The following is a 16,134-nucleotide window of genomic DNA, read 5'->3' as shown; positions in this document are numbered from 1 at the left end:
ATCCTCCTTACACCCTTTTTTCATCAAAAAACCTCCCAGTCTTTTTATGATTTCTTCCGTTTCCTTCCGAAAATCCTAACCAGTCCGATTTGTCCGACAAGCCAGACCTGTCAAAAAAATCTTTTTTATCACTACCCATTTTCTAATTCTCTCATTCTCTAATTTTCTAATTTTCTCTGCCCGTCGTGCTACGACTGCCTGTGCGGTTCGCACCTAATTTACTAATCACTCAAACTCTCATTAGTCTAAAAACACTTCAATTTCAATAAAAGAATAATACTTTAAAGTGTTAAATAAAGTTAAATTTCACAGAAAGTTACAGTTTAATAAATAGCGCTTAAAAGCGAATTATGAGTCCCTATATACTTGAAAATAAGTGTTTTGCAAAGCAATATGTGAAAAACTGAAAAAAACGCAATGTTTTTGGCGATTCTCTGAAAATATTGCAAAGAATTCAGCAAAATGATAAAAAAAATAGGGTATTTTCAGGAAATGCACTTGTTTTATTCAAAAAATAACATTAGAAAATTATACACATTTGGTTATTTAGCACAGAAAAAAATTACCCACAAAATTTGCTTTTATAATATTTTTTTCTGAACCTTTGCAAAATTAATTGAACGAAATAATATAATAGCGATGAAAGAAAAATTGATGTATGCACTGTTATGCACTGTGCTGTTCTTTGGTGTTGCCTTTGCCCAAGAACGCACCGTAACAGGGGTAGTAAAAGATGAAGCAGGCGCTCCACTACCCGGTGCCTCAGTACTGGTAAAAGGTACTTCTCACGGGGTCGCCACCGATTTCGATGGTAAATACTCTATTAAAGTACCTAATGACAGCGCCGTATTAGTCTTTTCTCAACTGGGGAGCGCCTCAGTAGAGAAAGTAGTAGGTACTGCCAAAGTGATTAACGTTGTCCTTAAAGAGAACGTAACTGAACTTAAAGGAGTAGTCGTTACTGGTTACCAAGAGTTTGACCGTTCTAAATTTACGGGTAATGCCCAAACCCTCAAAGCCGACAATATCAAAATGGACGGCGTAGTTGATGTAGGTCGTATGATCGAAGGTCGTGCTGCAGGGGTAAACGTGCAGAACATCTCTGGTACTTTTGGTACTTCACCTAAAATTACCATTCGCGGGGGCTCATCTATCTTCGGCGATACCAAACCGCTATGGGTGGTCGATGGTGCCGTACAAGAAGAGGTAGTAAACCTTAGCTTCGAGCAACTCGCTTCGGGTGATGCTTCTACCCTGGTAAGCTCCGCTATTTCTGGTATCAATGCCAACGATATCGAGAGCATCGAAATCCTTAAAGATGCCTCAGCCCTTTCTCTTTACGGAGCACGCGCCCTGAACGGTGCCGTGATTATCACTACCAAAAGTGGTAAAAAAAACGTAAAAACACAGATAAACTACCAATTAGAAGAGTCCGTGCGTATGATTCCTAACTATAATCAGTACGACATTATGAACTCTCAAGAAACAATGGACGTATATCAAGAGTTGGAACGCAAAGGCTACTTTTCGCTTTCTTCTTATACTCAAGCGCGTTACGGTGGGGCTTATAATATAATGTATCGTGCTATCGATACCTTTAATCCCGCTACAGGTACTTTCTTACTCGAAAATACCGAAGCAGCACGTACTGAATTTCTAAAAAAATACGAATACGCCAATACCGATTGGTTTAAAACGCTCTTTCGCCCATCGCTCACTCAAAACCATACGGTGAGTCTTTCAGGTGGGGGTGAAAATGCAACGGTGTATGGTTCAGTAGGTTTCTTTGTAGACCCCGGATGGACAATTGCTGACCGTGTACACCGCGTAACCGGTAACCTCAAAACCACCTATACCCTTTCACCCAGCGTAAAGATAGGGGTGCTTACACAAGGCTCTATCCGTACCCAAAGAGCTCCCGGTACTTACAACCGTTCAGCTAATACCGTAAGTGGTGGGTACGACCGTGATTTCGATATCAACCCTTTTAGCTATGCGCTCAACACCACACGCGCCTTGCGCCCTTATGGCGATGATGGACAATATGAGTATTACAGCTATAACTATGCTCCTATGAACATCCTCAACGAGCTCGCCAATAACTATATGGATTTGAACGTGCTTGAGTATAAAATTCAAGGTGACTTAGAAGTAAAACTCGCCAAAGGCTTGAAGTATAATTTCCTCGGCTCTGTACGCCACGTAAAGAGTTCTAACGAACACTCTATGAGAGAAAACTCTAACGTGGTAGGAGCTTATCGCGCCAATCGCACTACCGTGATTGCCAAAGCCAATCCTTTCTTGTTCAAAGACCCTGAAAACCCTGATATGATTCCTCAGGTAGCATTGCCCAACGGAGGTATTTATAAACTTACCGAAAACAACTTGCAAAGTTATTATTTTCGTAATGCCTTAGAGTACAAACGCTTGTTTAAAGACGTACACGACCTAAAAGTGTTCTTTGGGCAAGAGTATCGCCATACCGACCGCGATAACTCTTTCTTCAACGGATATGGTTATCAGTTTGCACGCGGAGGAACCGCCTTTACCGATTATCGCGTGATTCAAAAAGCGATACAGGATAACTCTCCTTACTTTGGTAAATCTTTCACCAAAGAACGTGGTATTGCCTTTTTCTTGCAAGGCACTTATACCTATGATAATCGGTACGTATTTGCAGGTACTGCCAATTACGAAGGCTCTAACCAATTGGGTAGAAGTCGTAGCTCTCGCTGGTTACCTACTTGGAATGTCAGTGGTCGTTGGAACGCTTCGAACGAGAAATTCCTCGAAGATAATAGCACCATCTCAAACCTCGCTTTCCGCCTTAGCTACGGACTTATAGCTGGTTTAGGCTCTGCGAGCAACGCCTTAGCTATCTTTAAAAATGAGGTAGCTAACCGTTATAACCTAAATGATAGAGAAAACACTATCTATATAGAAGCGCTTCAAAACTCCGAGCTTACTTGGGAAAAAGTATACGAAGCTAACATAGGTATAGAACTTGGTTTGTTCAAAAACCGCGTTAACTTATCATTAGACCTTTACCAAAAAAACTCTAAAGATTTGATTGACTATGTACGTACCTCAGGTGTTGGAGGACAACTTGTGAAATTGGCAAACAATGCTTCTATGGTGACTAAAGGTGTAGAGCTTGCTTTGGATACTAAAAATATCAAAACCGACGATTTTAGTTGGAATACAGGTATCAACTTCGCTTATTTCAACCAAGAAATTACAAGTCTTACCTATCGCCCTAACGTGTACAACTTAGTACGTGAAGTAGGAGGAAATGTAGTAGGAGGGGCTCGTAATACCTTGTATTCTTATGATTTCAAAGGATTAAACGATAAAGGTCTCCCTGTGTTTAACTTGCTCGACGGTAGCACCGACTATAGTAAAATAGATTTCCAAAGTATGGATAATATCTTGTCTTATCTCAAAAAGGAAGGTCCTGTAGAACCTAATGTTACCGCGGGGCTTTCCAATACTTTCAAATATAAAAACTGGGAATTCAGTTGCTTAATTACCATAGCAGCAGGTAACAAGATACGCAAACCTGACCAATATGATGTCGATTACAACGACCTAAGTGTATTTCCTAAAGAAATGAAAAACCGTTGGATACACCCAGGCAACGAATATACTACCAATATTCCTGGTATTGCCGATAAGAGAACTGTTAACGAGATAGGTAGAAGTACCCTACGCCGTGTGTACAACGCCTACAACTATTCTACCCAGCGAGTAGTAGATGGCTCTTTTATTCGTATGAAAAGTATGAGTCTTTCTTATACTTTTGCCAAAGACGTATTGGATGCTTTGCACATAAACAACCTTACCTTGCGCTTACAAGCTACCAATCCGTTCTTGATATATGCACATAAAGACCTCAATGGGCAAGACCCTGAGTTCTTCCGTACAGGAGGAGTAGCTTACCCTGTAAATGCTCAATATACATTTACTATCAACCTTGGAATCTAAAAACAAGTAGCAATGAAAAAGAATATATATACACCCATAATAGCCCTTATTTTAGGCTTATCACTTACCGCTTGCGATAAATTCTTAGATGAAGTACCCGATGCGCGTACTGAACTCGACTCGCCCGAAAAAGTACAAGAGCTCTTGGCAACAGCCTACCCCAATGCTTTGTATGCAGATTTCTGTGAAACAATGAGCGATAATGCTGGCGACAAAGTGAACCTCACCGAGTCCTCCATTTTCAACACTCAAATGTACTCTTGGGAGACTAACAACGAATATAGCTCTTGGGATACACCACCTCATTATTTCTATGCTGCTTATGCAGCAGTTGCTAATGCCAACTATGCCTTGGAAGCAGTAGAAAAACTCGGAGGAGGTAGTGAGCTCAACTATCTCAAAGGCGAAGCACTCGTAGCCCGTGCTTATGCACACTTTATGTTGGGGCTCTTCTGGTGCAAGCCCTACAACCCCGCTACTGCCACTTCCGATTTAGGGTTGCCCTATGCTACCAAAGCCGAAAGAAAAGTTTTTGAGATATACAAACGCATCCCTTTAAAGGATTATTACGATGCGATTGAAAAAGACTTGACAGAAGGCATATCTCTTATCGATAATAGCAAGTATACTAAACCTAAATTCCACTTTACCAAAGAAGCGGCTCACGCTTTTGCCTCACGCTTCTATTTGATAAAAGGTGATTGGGATAAGGTAATAGCACACGCCAATGAAGCTCTTGGTAGTGCCCCTGCTAATAAGCTACGTGATGTGAAAGGACAACGCACACGCACTTATGCACAACAACAACTCTTGTACGCTAGCTCCGATGAACCCGCTAATGCTCTGATTGTAGGTGCTTCTTCAAAATATGAAAGAAATTTTGCTTTCAACAAGTACGGTTTGACTTTGCAGAAATCTGAAGAAGTATTAGGTGACAACAAACACCCTCTAAATGCCTTCCGTGCTACTTGGGCTTTTGCTATCTTTGGACGTGATGACTATCGCAATATCCCTAAATATCAAGAGTATTTCAAATACACCAATGTATCAGCAGGTAATGGTTACGTCTATGATATGGCAGTGCTCATCTCTTACGACGAGGTATTCTTAAACCGTTTGGAAGCCTACCTAATGAAAGGCGAAAAAGCGAAGTTCCTCACTGATTTGGTAGTCTTCCTAAAAAAGAAAACTATGCAAGACATCCCCGATTCCTTTGTGTTAAGTGAAGAGGATATGAATACCATTTATCAAAACAAAGGTACTGAGTTCGACCCCGCCTATACGCTTTCTACCCAACAACGTGAATGGTTACAAGCGGTAGCCGATGTGAGAAGAGCTACCTTTGTGTTTGAAGGTTTGCGCTGGATAGACAACAAACGCCTCGGAATGAAAGTCGTGCACGTGAAAAGGGGGCAAACAATGGAACTTCTTAAAAACGACCCTCGTCGTGAGTTGCAAATTCCTGAAGATGCTGTTTCTAATGGTATCACTGTAAACCCAAGATAATTGCTAATTTTAATAGTTAATCATATGAAAAAAATAAGTATAATCGCAGTGTTGGCTTTATCGTTAGCTGCCTGCAACAACAAAGAATCACTAAACTCTGAGAGCGTGTTAAAACCCAGAGTTACAGCTAAGACTCCTTTGGATACCTATATATACAACAACTTCCAAAAGCCTTACAATATTATAGTAACCTATAACTATATCGATGCTGATTTCGAAATGGGTAAATACTTCTACCCCCCTACTGAAGCCAAAGTGCAACCGATGCTTGAAATCGTAAAAAAAGTATGGATTGATGCCTATTCTGAGGTAGCAGGACCTAACTTCATAAAAGAAGTAGCACCGCGCCAAATCTCCCTTATTGGAGGATACAACGTGAACCCCAGCGGTACCATTACTCTTGGTTTTGCCGATAGTGGTATGAAAATTACCCTTTTCAATGTCGACCAGCTCGACACCCACAATCACAGTGGTACACGCCAGTATTTTCATACCATCCAGCACGAGTATTGCCACATCATCAACCAGAAGAAACCTTATTCTTCTGAATATGGTAAGATTACCCCTTCTGGCTATACCGCCAACTGGTATAACGTGCGAGAAGCCGATGCTAACGCCGCTGGTTTTATCACCCCATATTCTATGTTGAATGACATCGAAGACTTTGCTGAGATGACCTCTGGAATGCTCAGTATGAGTAAAACCGCTTGGGACGCCAAAATAAACGCTATCAGTAGCGCGACTGGAAAAGAAGCTATTCGCAAGAAGGAAGCTTTTGTAGTTGCCTACTTCAAAAGCGAATGGGGTATCGATATCTATCAACTACAAGCTAAAGTAGAACAACAAATGCTATCTGTATTACAATAAAAAGTAGAACAATGAAAAAATTAATATACCTATTTGTAGGCGCTCTTACAATTTTTGCCTGCCAAAAGAACGAACCCGATGACCTTTTTGGCAAAAGCCCCTCTAAGCGCTTCGAAGAAAATCAAAGCGAACTCCGCAACGCCCTTACTTCCGCCTCTCAAGGCTGGAAACTTACCTACTTTACCAAAGAAGGCACCTTTGGAGGCTACCATTTCTTGATGAAGTTTACTCCTGAAGGTCTTGTAACAATGGTATCTGATTTCAATAGTAGTACAATCTCTCCTACCACCAGCAAGTACGAATTGCAACAAGGACAAGGAGTGAAACTCACCTTCACTACCAAAACCTATATCCACGAGCTATCTGATGCGATGCAAGGACAACGAGGAGCAGGTTATGCAGGTGAATATCAGTTCCTGTATTACGGTAAAGAAGACGATAAACTCAAATTCAAAACCCAGCGCAAATCTACCGAACAATTTGTGTACTTTGAGTCCGCTACAGCGCAAGATTGGACAGACATTAGCACTCTTTCAAGTAACCTCAATGCCTTGGCAGAGAACATTTCTAATTATTATATGGAAGTAACTACTAATGGTACTACTATTCCCTATGAAATCGATATGCAAAACGGGAGTATAGGGGTAGCTCCACTTTCTAATGCCAATGATTTCTCACAAGTCTCAGTAGTGGCCACCAAAATAGGAGTAGCCTTTAAACCTGCCCTTACTATTCAAGGCAAAAACTTTACCGAGCTTATACGTGATGATAGTACCACCCCTCCTACCTATAAAGCTACCGTTGATGGCGTAACGGTAAAGGTGTACTATTCATTAGTACCTCCTGATGAATTTGTTACAGATGATTACCTAGTTATTCCTTCAAGATTAAATGCTTTTGTAATACTTCCTTCTACCTTAAAATCTCTTATGTCACGAGATTTTTATGATAATATCTTAAAAATCGATGGCGTTAAAGATTTTGAAATCTTTAGGATGGACTTTGGTAATGATGGAACTTGCACAATCCAAATAGCGTATAAATTTGATGGAAATAATAATTCATGGCTTTACCTTACCTGTAATTATGAATTAAGAAACAAACGCTTGTATTTAAAAAATCCAGGAGCCCTAAAAAAAACAAACGCTACTGTTTGGGAGAAAACTGAAAATGCAACTATTTTTGCAAAAGCTACAAATGCCATAACAAAAACAATACAAATAGCTGCAGAAGGATTTTATGTAGCAAATACAGGACGTACTTATTCAGGATACCCAATATACTCCTTACAAAGTCGTAATAATCCTACTTATATCGCTCCTTATCTCGTCTATAAAAGATAATTTAACAACTTTGCCAAAGTTTCTTGCCCGTGCGGCTTGCACCTTTGGCAAAGTTATTTAATCTCTAAAACTCTGACCTAAATGTACAAATTTATCCTTATAATAGCTGTACTCCTGCTCATTACCCATATTTTCTATGAGCCCTCAGTAATAGGTATTACTGCCCTATTGCTACTTATTGCACTATCTATTTGGAAAATAAAACATCCATAAAATAAACACCTTATGAAAAAGTTTACCCTACTCTTGCTCGCTATGAGCCTCTCGTTCTGCTCTAAGAACGACAATAACACTCCTGAGCCCGACCCTATTGCTCCAATACAAAACCCTGCCCTGATGAAAGAACTTACTGCTTCTTCCGAAGGATGGAAACTTACTTATATCTCTGCTGACGACTCTTTTGGAGGCTATCAGTTCCTGATGAAGTTCGACACTCAAGGAAAAGTATCTATGCTCTCCGACCTCAGTGGCACTGTTACTCCCACTATCAGTAGCTATAGCACCCAAGAAGAGGCACGTGGTTTGGTGCTCAGTTTTATAGGGCAGAATCAAATCCATCTGTTAGCCGATGCCTTGCAAGGGGAAATAGGCTATGCCCATACGGGAAAGATATATCAGTTTTTGTACACAGGTAAAGATGGTAACAAACTTAAATTTCAGAATTTACTTGTAAAAGGCAATTCTTTTATTTACTTTGAGCCTGCCACCTCTACCGACTGGACACGCACCCCTGCTTTGTACAGAAATATCACTCCGATTACGGAAAATGCAACTCATTATTATCTAAAAGTAAGCACCGCTACGGGCACTCCTACTACTTACCCTATTCAGTTTACCAATAGAGTGTTGGCGCTGAAAGATACCCAAAGTAAAGTAGCTGTTTTAGCAACTGAAAAAGGCGTTGCTTTCAATCGCACTTTCACTTTAGGAGGACAACCTTTTACCGAGTTGGAACGCGTTGCAGGTAGTATGCCTCCGGTGTATAAGGCAACAGTAAATGGGGTTACTGCCGAACTTTTCTATTCCTCAGTACCTCCTAATTTCTTTGACAACGACGATTATAAAGATGTCAATACCACCATTGAAGGGTTTGCTCTTATAAGCCAAGCTTTCAAAAATAATGAATATATGAGTGAAGCCTTCTATGAAGATGTCTTAAAAGTCAATGCCTCTACCGACCTCTTTATGCTTAGAATAATGTTTGATGGCACTGATGATTGTAATATACAAATAGGACATCGATTCCCTGATAGTGGATTCTCTATACTACAAATCAGTTGTAAATATGAACTCAAAAACAAACGTTTATACTTAAAAGACAGTGATAAAAATTTGAGTACTAGCGATGCTAAAGCTTGGAGCGATGAGAAAAACAAAGCTATCTTAGAGCAAGCTAAACGTGCGTTAGGTGCCATCTACGACCTTGGTACACAGGGCTTCTATATCAAAAAATTAAATATAAAAATCCAACCTCAAGAAGATAACCCCGTATATTTATTGCAAAGCTATGAATTTCCTTTGTACGCTTTCCCTATTTGGGGAGTACCTAAATAAGGGGTTAGTTATTGGACGGAGTCTGATTGGTCTGACAATTCTGACTTTCAATCCTTGAAAGCTTAAAAAACTAAATATAAAATTATCCCTACTATTATGCGCTACTGTTAGCGCTTTTAGCCAAGAAAAAGGAACCGCTAAAGATAGTATTCCGTATGCGAAATGGTCTTGTGAATTCGATGCAGGATTAGGGCTTGCTGAAATGGTGAGTAGTGATTTCCAAATGAGAGGTGATTTGCTACGCGGACAAATGCGAGTGCTCTACTCTCCTGAAAAAAACTTCCGTTTTGAAATGGGGTTTGGAGTCAGCGAGTTTTCACAAGGAAGTTTTCAGCAAAGTGAAAGTAACTACGCAATGCTCAGAGTCTCTACCCTTGATGTACCCTTGAGATTAGCTGTGGTTACTCCTGTGAGCCCTAATATTGGTATTGTTACAGGTGCCGGACTTCATCTCAGCGCTCCTTTGTGGCGAGAATTTAAAACTCAGGATGTGAACAACAAAGGTTGGATAGGAGGTACTGTCAATCTCGGTTATCATCTTTTTGGAGGAATAGATTTATACGCTTCCGATCATAGCAAATTAGCAATTTTTGGCGAAATAGGAGGCTCTTTTTGGAACAAAGGTAATTACATCACTCGTTACCACGTTGTCATCAATTTTAGTTATATTTATACGCTTTAAAATAGCGTAAGTGCAGGTACAAGGTCGCAGGTGCGAGCCACACCGGCCATTAATTAGCAGATTAGTAGATTGAGAAATTAGCAAATGGATAGTGATAAAAAAGGTTTTTTGATGGGTCTGACTTGTTGGACAAATAGGACTGGTTAGGGTTTTTCGGAAGGAAACGGAGAAGAACGGAAGAGAGAAATCAGGTAAAAGGTAAAAGATAAGAGGTAAATTGGGTGCAGTTAGCTTATAGGTAGCTTATAGGAAGCTTATACGAATCTTGGACGATTGCTATAGGAAGGGTATGTAAATGGTTGATTCATACTGTAATACAACAACACTAAAAATGAGAAAAAGAGGGTTTCGAGGCGAAAATAAGAGAAAGGATAGACGGCTTACTGAAGGTCTCGGAGAGACTCTGAGAAACTCGGAGGTGCGAGCTATAGGGTCGTAAAGAGGGGAGTATGGCGATATAAAAGAGGAAATAGTATTTGGTTATACCCGACTAATATTGATCAAAAAGAGAGGGGAGACAGTTTATGTAAACTGTCTCCCCTATTGTTATATAAAATAATAGCGATGGGATTTTTCTATGTTTTAAAATACTTCTCTAAACTCTACTTCTTTATCGGTTTTGTTTACGATGAGTATTTCAGAAGACTGGGCTGTATGACCTAAATCTTTACCTTCATCTATGGTATATTTTACCAAAATACCACCTGTAAGTGTGGTTTCTAAGGCTTTTACCACTATTTTTACTTCCTTATTGCTGGCAGGAGCCACGATAGCTAAAACGCTCTGTTTGCTAAAATCAATAGCGGTGGGGCGCGCCGTGATAGTAGTAGCACCTCCAAAGATACGGTCAAAATCAGCTTGTGAGTCGATTTTTAAAGTTTCTACTTTTGTATTTTGGAAAGTATTATTGACAAAATAGTTCTCAGCGGGAGTGTAACTCACAGCATTTTTACTGTTGCCACAACTGGCGAGAAACATTGCTATTACTGCCATACTTAGGATAAGCCTTTTCATTATTTGTGAGTTTTTAATGATAAACCGCTAACATATGGGCAAAAACCGTGCCAAGACTATAAAAGGTCACGTGCAATAAGGCGTTCCATACCCATTTTTTTTGCTGCACGGTCACCTTGTAAACCGTGTAAAAAGACACCTAAGCAAACAGCTTCTACCGCACTATAACCCTGAGCCAGTAAGCCCGTAAGCATTCCGGTAAGCACATCGCCACTGCCCGCGGTTGCCATTCCTGCATTTCCAGTGGAATTTATCCAATACTTTTCTCCATCGGTTATCATCGTGTAGGCACCTTTGATGAGAAGTATTATTTTGTGCTCTTTAGCAAAGGCTTTAGCTTTGGTGAGCTTGTGCAGGTCGTCGTCCCACTTACCTATAAGACGCTCTAATTCCTTAGGGTGTGGCGTGAGAATTGCATTTTTTGGAAGGGTTTTTAATTGTTCAGAGTGTTGAGAGAGAATATTCAGCGCATCGGCGTCTATTACAAAAGGAGTATCAGGGTACTGCTGAAAAAGACCAAAGAGTGCTGAGGCAGTTTCGGGATGCGTACCCCAACCGATACCCACACCTATGGCAGAGGGCGTAAAAGGAATCTCTACTGTCTTATAATGTTTTTCTTCCTCACAGGTGAGTACCATCGCCTCAGGTAGGGCAGTTTGCAGTATGTTATAACCACATTTGGGAATTGCAACGGTAAGCAGACCTGCCCCTGCGCGCAATACGGCTGTTCCGCTAAGCACTACTGCCCCTATTTTACCATAACTTCCCCCGACAAGCAACGCGTGCCCATAAGTACCCTTGTGCGAAAATTTAGCACGTCGTCGTTGTAATTGCTGAATATCGGATTCGAGATAGTAGAAATCCGGGTGAAGAGTCTTTAAAAAATGCTCGTCCAAACCTATGTTGAGCACTTCCCACTTAGGGATATAGCAACCTGTGGAAGGAAGGAAGAAAGGCAATTTTGGGGCTTGAAAAGTGAGCACTTGGTGAGGGTGTACCCAAACCTCCTCGGGAGACGGAATGCGTTCGGTAGGAAGACCCGAGGGCATATCTACACTTAATATATAGCTGTTAGAGTTATTTAAATTCCCAAATATTTGTTGTATCCATTTAGGAGCTGGACGGTTGAGTCCAATGCCAAAAACAGCATCTATCACTATCTTACCAAACGTAATATTATTTACTTGCTCGGCTCGTATTTCGGCAATCGCAATTCCTTGTGCTTCTAAGAGCTCTTTATTCTGCTGGCAATCGGGCGATAGGTGTTCGCTAAAGCAAAGCAGATAAGTATTCACTTGCCAACCATCAGCTATGAGCATACGCGCCAAAGCGAGACCATCTCCTCCGTTGTTTCCCGTACCTGCCAATACAGTAACAGTTCGCTCTTTGGGGAGGTGTCCTTTTATCCACTCAAAGAGTTTGGTTGCGGCGCGCTCCATCAGTTGCCACGAGGTGATACCTTCAGCAGAGATAGTATGCGCATCAGCTTCCCGCATTTGTTGTGTGTTTAGAATTTTCATTTCTCCAAAGTAAAAAGATATTAGCTAATCAAAACATTTGCTCATCTACTAATCTGCTAATTTCTAAATTAAATTGCGTGCGTAACTCACTTTTAATTCTTATTAGGTTTATAGAGCGATTGCTTAAAGAGCTCATCGGGTTTCATTGCTAAGATTTTCAGCATAGATTCCTCTTTGTGATTTTTGGCATAGGCTTGTACTATGCGCAACCCTATAAATCTCCCTATTTGTCCTGGTGATTCGTTGTCTAATTCTAAGTAAAACTTAGAGAAGGGAGCTGGATACAAAAAGCGGGTGAGCAATTTCTTATCTGTTTGATACAGCAATTCTTTTTCTATAAAATAACGCCATATTTCAGCTTCGTTTGCCTCAGCCCAAGCGTACTTCTTTGCGTCATACCGCAAAAGGTCAGCGGGTGTTTTTTTCGGTAATAACTCACTTTCTAGATAGAGCTTCTTGCCCTCGTAAATCATATTGTCCAAGAAAGTGAGATGTATGCCACGAGGTACGAGTTTATCGGCAAAAGCATCAGCTACATCTATCACAAGGTTTTTCTTGTCTAAATCAGCCCTGATGTACTTATCCATATCTTGGTAGTATTTGTGTTGAGTTCCTAAGTAATTATCTGTACCGATAAGTAAGAGACTATCGGCATAAATCACTCGGGTTTCATAAGCTACCCTACTGATGAGCATCACTACCTTAGGTGGCTCAAACTTAGGGAAATAGTACTTAATATGCTGAAACAAGTTCTTAATCTCTTTCTTTTCAGCAGAAAGTGTGCCTACACTCTTTTCAATTTCTCCGTACAAATCGGCATAATGCAGATTCGCAAAAGCAGGAATATCAGGGAAGATAGAACCCTTTCGTATCTCACACCACTCTTCGGGAGTAACGCTCTGAGTGAAAAAATAAGGATACTGTGCACTTAACTCACCCATTTTTGCGTCGGGAGTCTTCATAAAGAGCGAATCAAGACGTATCCAATCAAAGTTCATCGGAATCGCTGCTATTTCTTTCTCTTTTTTGTCGCTACAAGCCATTGCTAATAGCAGACTCGTAAAAATAAATATTTTCTTTATCATAGTATTTGTTATTAGTCGTTAGTTTTAGCTCTTAGATTATTGTCCAAATCGGCTAATTATCACACTCCAAAAAACTGCGTATCTGTTCCTCTTTGGGTGCAAAGATAAAGCAAATTTATCAATTTAACAATTAGTTGTCAGCCTTCAGCCTCGTATAACCAGTCTGGCTCGCCCAAGTAATCGCCTGTCGTACTGCAACCAATAATAAGAAAAGTCGTTCAGCACCTTGCTAAACGACCTTTCTCAAATATTAACCCTCTAAAATTATTTCTTCTTTTTCTTCTCAAAATTCACCGCACACGAGTCGATTTCCGATACGCGCAAAGTGTTTACCATTCCCTTGCCTTGCATAGGCATCGATACGAGACTTATCATTATATCACCCATATCCACGTAGCCTTTTTCGTTGGCAATGTGGTTAATGTCTTCAATAAGCTCATCAGTAGAAACAAAGCGGTCGTAGTAGAAAGTAGTTACCCCCCACAAAAGGTTCAACTGGGTGAGGATACGCTTGTTGGCAGTAAAGATGAGAATGTGCGAATTAGGTCGGTACGACGAAATGCGGAAAGCAGCATACCCACTGTTTGTAAGTGAAGTAATTACTTTGGCATTGGTGTCGTTCGCCATCTTGGCTGCGTGAAAACAGATAGTGTTAGTTACATAGCGCAACGAACGGATAAAAGGTGTAACAAGTGGTACTTGTATCAAATTCGAATCCTCTACACTCTTGATGATGCGAGTCATTTGTTGAATTACCTGTACAGGGTATTTTCCTACCGAAGTTTCGCCTGAAAGCATCACCGCATCAGCACCGTCCATTACTGAGTTTCCTACGTCGTTTACCTCAGCACGGGTGGGTGTCAAACTGGAAATCATACTTTCCATCATTTGGGTAGCGATAATTACCGGAATGTGGTGTGATTTAGCTTTGCGCACCAATTCTTTTTGGATAAGAGGTACTTCTTCCGCTGGGATTTCTACCCCAAGGTCACCACGGGCAACCATAATCCCATTACAAGCTGCCATAATCTTATCAATATTCACCAAGGCTTCTGGCTTTTCTATCTTGGCAATGATAGGAATTTCGTGACCTGCATTCTCTTTGATGAGGTCTTTTAAATCCTGAATGTCTTCAGGGTGACGCACAAACGATAACGCAAACCAGTCTACGTCTTGTGTGATAGCAAAAAGGGCATCACGCACGTCTTTTTCGGTAAGCGCAGGGAGTGATATTTTGGTGTTAGGCAAGTTCACGCCCTTTTTAGATTTCAGTGGACCGCCTTGCACTACTACCGCTACTACCTCGTCTTCGCGGTTGGTGGATTCTACTTCAAAGATGAGCTTCCCATCGTCTAACAAGATACGCTCTCCTGGGTTCACGTCCATTGGGAAAGCTTTGTAGTTCATATACACGCGCTCTTTAGTACCTACGAAGGGCTCTCCGGTAACGAAAGTAACTCGGTCACCAGGGTATACCGTAGCGTCGTCTTCCATTACCCCCACACGTAATTTAGGACCTTGTAGGTCAGCGAGGATAGCGGTATGAAAGCCGTTTTCTTCGTTGATTTGGCGAATCATTTGCACGCGGTTGCGCACATCGTCGTAATCGGCGTGCGAGAAGTTGATGCGGAATACATTTACCCCCGCAATCATCATATCTCTTATCACCTCAGGACTCTCGGTCGCTGGACCTAAGGTCGCTACAATCTTTGTTTTCTTTGTATTTAACATTCTTGAAAAATCAATTTATATTTTTTATCTAAGGTATCAATTGCTATTTCTCGTGCGGTAGTGGCAGGCACTTCACGAAGCCGATTTAAAATTTTCGGTATATCCAGCCGCCCTTCAGTATCTATCTTCAAAAAGTAATCCACCTTCTTTTCGTTCTCAACCAAATATTGCACCTGTGGCAGTTCTTCAAAAAGGGTAACCACAGCAGTAGGAGCTTGTGTGTCTTGCAGTTTGTTAGCTATACAATGCCAAGTAATATCCGTAGAGGTGTCCTCCCAAGTATAATAGGAAAACTGTCCTCCCGAAGGCATCGTCAAACAAGCCTTTCCTTTTGTCTTAGCCAACTGCAAATGTAGCGTTTTATTTAAGAAATACGCCAACTGATAGTCTTCCAAATGGGTGTGAAGAGCGATAAGTTTATAATCGCAAAAAAACTCTGTCGATAGCTTCAATTTTGCCATAACCACTCATTTCGGGTGCAAAGATACAAAACAATTCACAATTAGCAATTAACCATTGATAATTTTAACACGATAGCTTCTTCTACTATCAAAACCGCACTCCAAAGCTAAACCCTATCCCTCTATACTCCATCATCTCAGGAGCGTTAGGCTCAACTCTCCTTGATAAAACGATATGCTTTGTCTCTCAGATACTATAAGCTCGTAGCTTCTTCTTTTATTTCGGTGCAAAAATACAAAAATAACACACAATACCAAAAAACAATTTTTAAGATACATCTCACTAAACTTTGTTTTATTTTCGTTTTTCTTCTCGTTTATCACCTCCTAACCCTTCTCCTTTAACTATTCACTACCAACTACTTATATACCCTTTCTATACCAATC

General features: G+C 40.7%; 12 protein-coding genes. 7 read left to right on the top strand and 5 right to left on the bottom strand.

The window, feature by feature from the left end; all coding sequences use genetic code 11:
• Positions 1 to 639: 639 nt before the first annotated feature.
• The 7 genes from HMPREF9072_RS04885 (at position 640) to HMPREF9072_RS04860 (ending at position 9,936) form a co-directional block, all read left to right on the top strand.
• Positions 640 to 3,984: a SusC/RagA family TonB-linked outer membrane protein gene (locus HMPREF9072_RS04885; protein ID WP_009410820.1), complete on the top strand. Its 3,345-nt coding sequence runs from the start codon at positions 640 to 642 to the stop codon at positions 3,982 to 3,984.
• A 12-nt stretch (positions 3,985 to 3,996) separates the two neighbouring features.
• Entirely contained in the window at positions 3,997 to 5,490 is a 1,494-nt protein-coding gene (locus HMPREF9072_RS04880) for a RagB/SusD family nutrient uptake outer membrane protein (protein ID WP_009410819.1), read from the top strand.
• 24 nt (positions 5,491 to 5,514) lie between these two features.
• Complete coding sequence (locus tag HMPREF9072_RS04875) at positions 5,515 to 6,357, top strand: putative zinc-binding metallopeptidase (protein ID WP_009410818.1); 843 nt, start codon at positions 5,515 to 5,517, stop codon at positions 6,355 to 6,357.
• Positions 6,358 to 6,368: 11 nt separating this feature from the next.
• Complete coding sequence (locus tag HMPREF9072_RS04870; protein ID WP_009410817.1) at positions 6,369 to 7,700, top strand: DUF4302 domain-containing protein; 1,332 nt, start codon at positions 6,369 to 6,371, stop codon at positions 7,698 to 7,700.
• 81 nt (positions 7,701 to 7,781) lie between these two features.
• A complete protein-coding gene (locus tag HMPREF9072_RS12615; RefSeq protein ID WP_009410816.1) occupies positions 7,782 to 7,913 on the top strand; it encodes a hypothetical protein in 132 nt (43 codons plus the stop codon).
• Positions 7,914 to 7,925: 12 nt separating this feature from the next.
• Positions 7,926 to 9,254: a DUF4302 domain-containing protein gene (locus HMPREF9072_RS04865; RefSeq protein WP_009410815.1), complete on the top strand. Its 1,329-nt coding sequence runs from the start codon at positions 7,926 to 7,928 to the stop codon at positions 9,252 to 9,254.
• A gap of 202 nt (positions 9,255 to 9,456) precedes the next feature.
• Entirely contained in the window at positions 9,457 to 9,936 is a 480-nt protein-coding gene (locus tag HMPREF9072_RS04860) for a hypothetical protein (RefSeq protein ID WP_009410814.1), read from the top strand.
• A gap of 582 nt (positions 9,937 to 10,518) precedes the next feature.
• Here HMPREF9072_RS04860 and HMPREF9072_RS04855 read toward each other — a convergent pair.
• From HMPREF9072_RS04855 to HMPREF9072_RS04835, 5 genes are all read right to left on the bottom strand, one after another.
• The gene (locus HMPREF9072_RS04855; protein ID WP_009410813.1) at positions 10,519 to 10,950 is read right to left on the bottom strand and encodes a hypothetical protein; all 432 of its coding nucleotides are present in this window, start codon (positions 10,948 to 10,950) and stop codon (positions 10,519 to 10,521) included.
• Positions 10,951 to 11,006: 56 nt separating this feature from the next.
• Positions 11,007 to 12,470 carry a bifunctional ADP-dependent NAD(P)H-hydrate dehydratase/NAD(P)H-hydrate epimerase gene (locus HMPREF9072_RS04850; RefSeq protein ID WP_009410812.1) on the bottom strand — a complete coding sequence of 488 codons (1,464 nt, stop codon included), beginning with the start codon at positions 12,468 to 12,470 and terminating at the stop codon, positions 11,007 to 11,009.
• Positions 12,471 to 12,562: 92 nt separating this feature from the next.
• Complete coding sequence (locus HMPREF9072_RS04845) at positions 12,563 to 13,555, bottom strand: hypothetical protein (RefSeq protein ID WP_009410811.1); 993 nt, start codon at positions 13,553 to 13,555, stop codon at positions 12,563 to 12,565.
• A gap of 264 nt (positions 13,556 to 13,819) precedes the next feature.
• A complete protein-coding gene (gene pyk, locus HMPREF9072_RS04840; protein WP_009410810.1) occupies positions 13,820 to 15,286 on the bottom strand; it encodes a pyruvate kinase in 1,467 nt (488 codons plus the stop codon).
• The gene (locus tag HMPREF9072_RS04835) at positions 15,280 to 15,747 is read right to left on the bottom strand and encodes an IPExxxVDY family protein (protein WP_002674816.1); all 468 of its coding nucleotides are present in this window, start codon (positions 15,745 to 15,747) and stop codon (positions 15,280 to 15,282) included. The genes pyk and HMPREF9072_RS04835 overlap by 7 nt, the downstream gene beginning before the upstream one ends.
• Positions 15,748 to 16,134 lie beyond the last annotated feature (387 nt).

The organism is Capnocytophaga sp. oral taxon 324 str. F0483 (assembly GCF_000318315.2).
Taxonomy (GTDB): domain Bacteria; phylum Bacteroidota; class Bacteroidia; order Flavobacteriales; family Flavobacteriaceae; genus Capnocytophaga; species Capnocytophaga ochracea.
Note: the sequence above shows the minus strand (reverse complement) of the source record. Positions and strands in the feature narration are given on the sequence as shown.

Excerpts from the sequence above, each read along its gene's own strand:
- pyk (WP_009410810.1), bottom strand. The coding sequence starts at position 15,286 with ATGTTAAATACAAAGAAAACAAAGATTGTAGCGACCTTAGGTCCAGCG.
- HMPREF9072_RS04875 (WP_009410818.1), top strand. The coding sequence starts at position 5,515 with ATGAAAAAAATAAGTATAATCGCAGTGTTGGCTTTATCGTTAGCTGCC.
- HMPREF9072_RS04855 (WP_009410813.1), bottom strand. The coding sequence starts at position 10,950 with ATGAAAAGGCTTATCCTAAGTATGGCAGTAATAGCAATGTTTCTCGCC.
- HMPREF9072_RS04885 (WP_009410820.1), top strand. The coding sequence starts at position 640 with ATGAAAGAAAAATTGATGTATGCACTGTTATGCACTGTGCTGTTCTTT.
- HMPREF9072_RS04860 (WP_009410814.1), top strand. The coding sequence starts at position 9,457 with ATGGTGAGTAGTGATTTCCAAATGAGAGGTGATTTGCTACGCGGACAA.
- HMPREF9072_RS04870 (WP_009410817.1), top strand. The coding sequence starts at position 6,369 with ATGAAAAAATTAATATACCTATTTGTAGGCGCTCTTACAATTTTTGCC.
- HMPREF9072_RS04865 (WP_009410815.1), top strand. The coding sequence starts at position 7,926 with ATGAAAAAGTTTACCCTACTCTTGCTCGCTATGAGCCTCTCGTTCTGC.
- HMPREF9072_RS04845 (WP_009410811.1), bottom strand. The coding sequence starts at position 13,555 with ATGATAAAGAAAATATTTATTTTTACGAGTCTGCTATTAGCAATGGCT.
- HMPREF9072_RS04880 (WP_009410819.1), top strand. The coding sequence starts at position 3,997 with ATGAAAAAGAATATATATACACCCATAATAGCCCTTATTTTAGGCTTA.
- HMPREF9072_RS12615 (WP_009410816.1), top strand. The coding sequence starts at position 7,782 with ATGTACAAATTTATCCTTATAATAGCTGTACTCCTGCTCATTACCCAT.
- HMPREF9072_RS04850 (WP_009410812.1), bottom strand. The coding sequence starts at position 12,470 with ATGAAAATTCTAAACACACAACAAATGCGGGAAGCTGATGCGCATACT.
- HMPREF9072_RS04835 (WP_002674816.1), bottom strand. The coding sequence starts at position 15,747 with ATGGCAAAATTGAAGCTATCGACAGAGTTTTTTTGCGATTATAAACTT.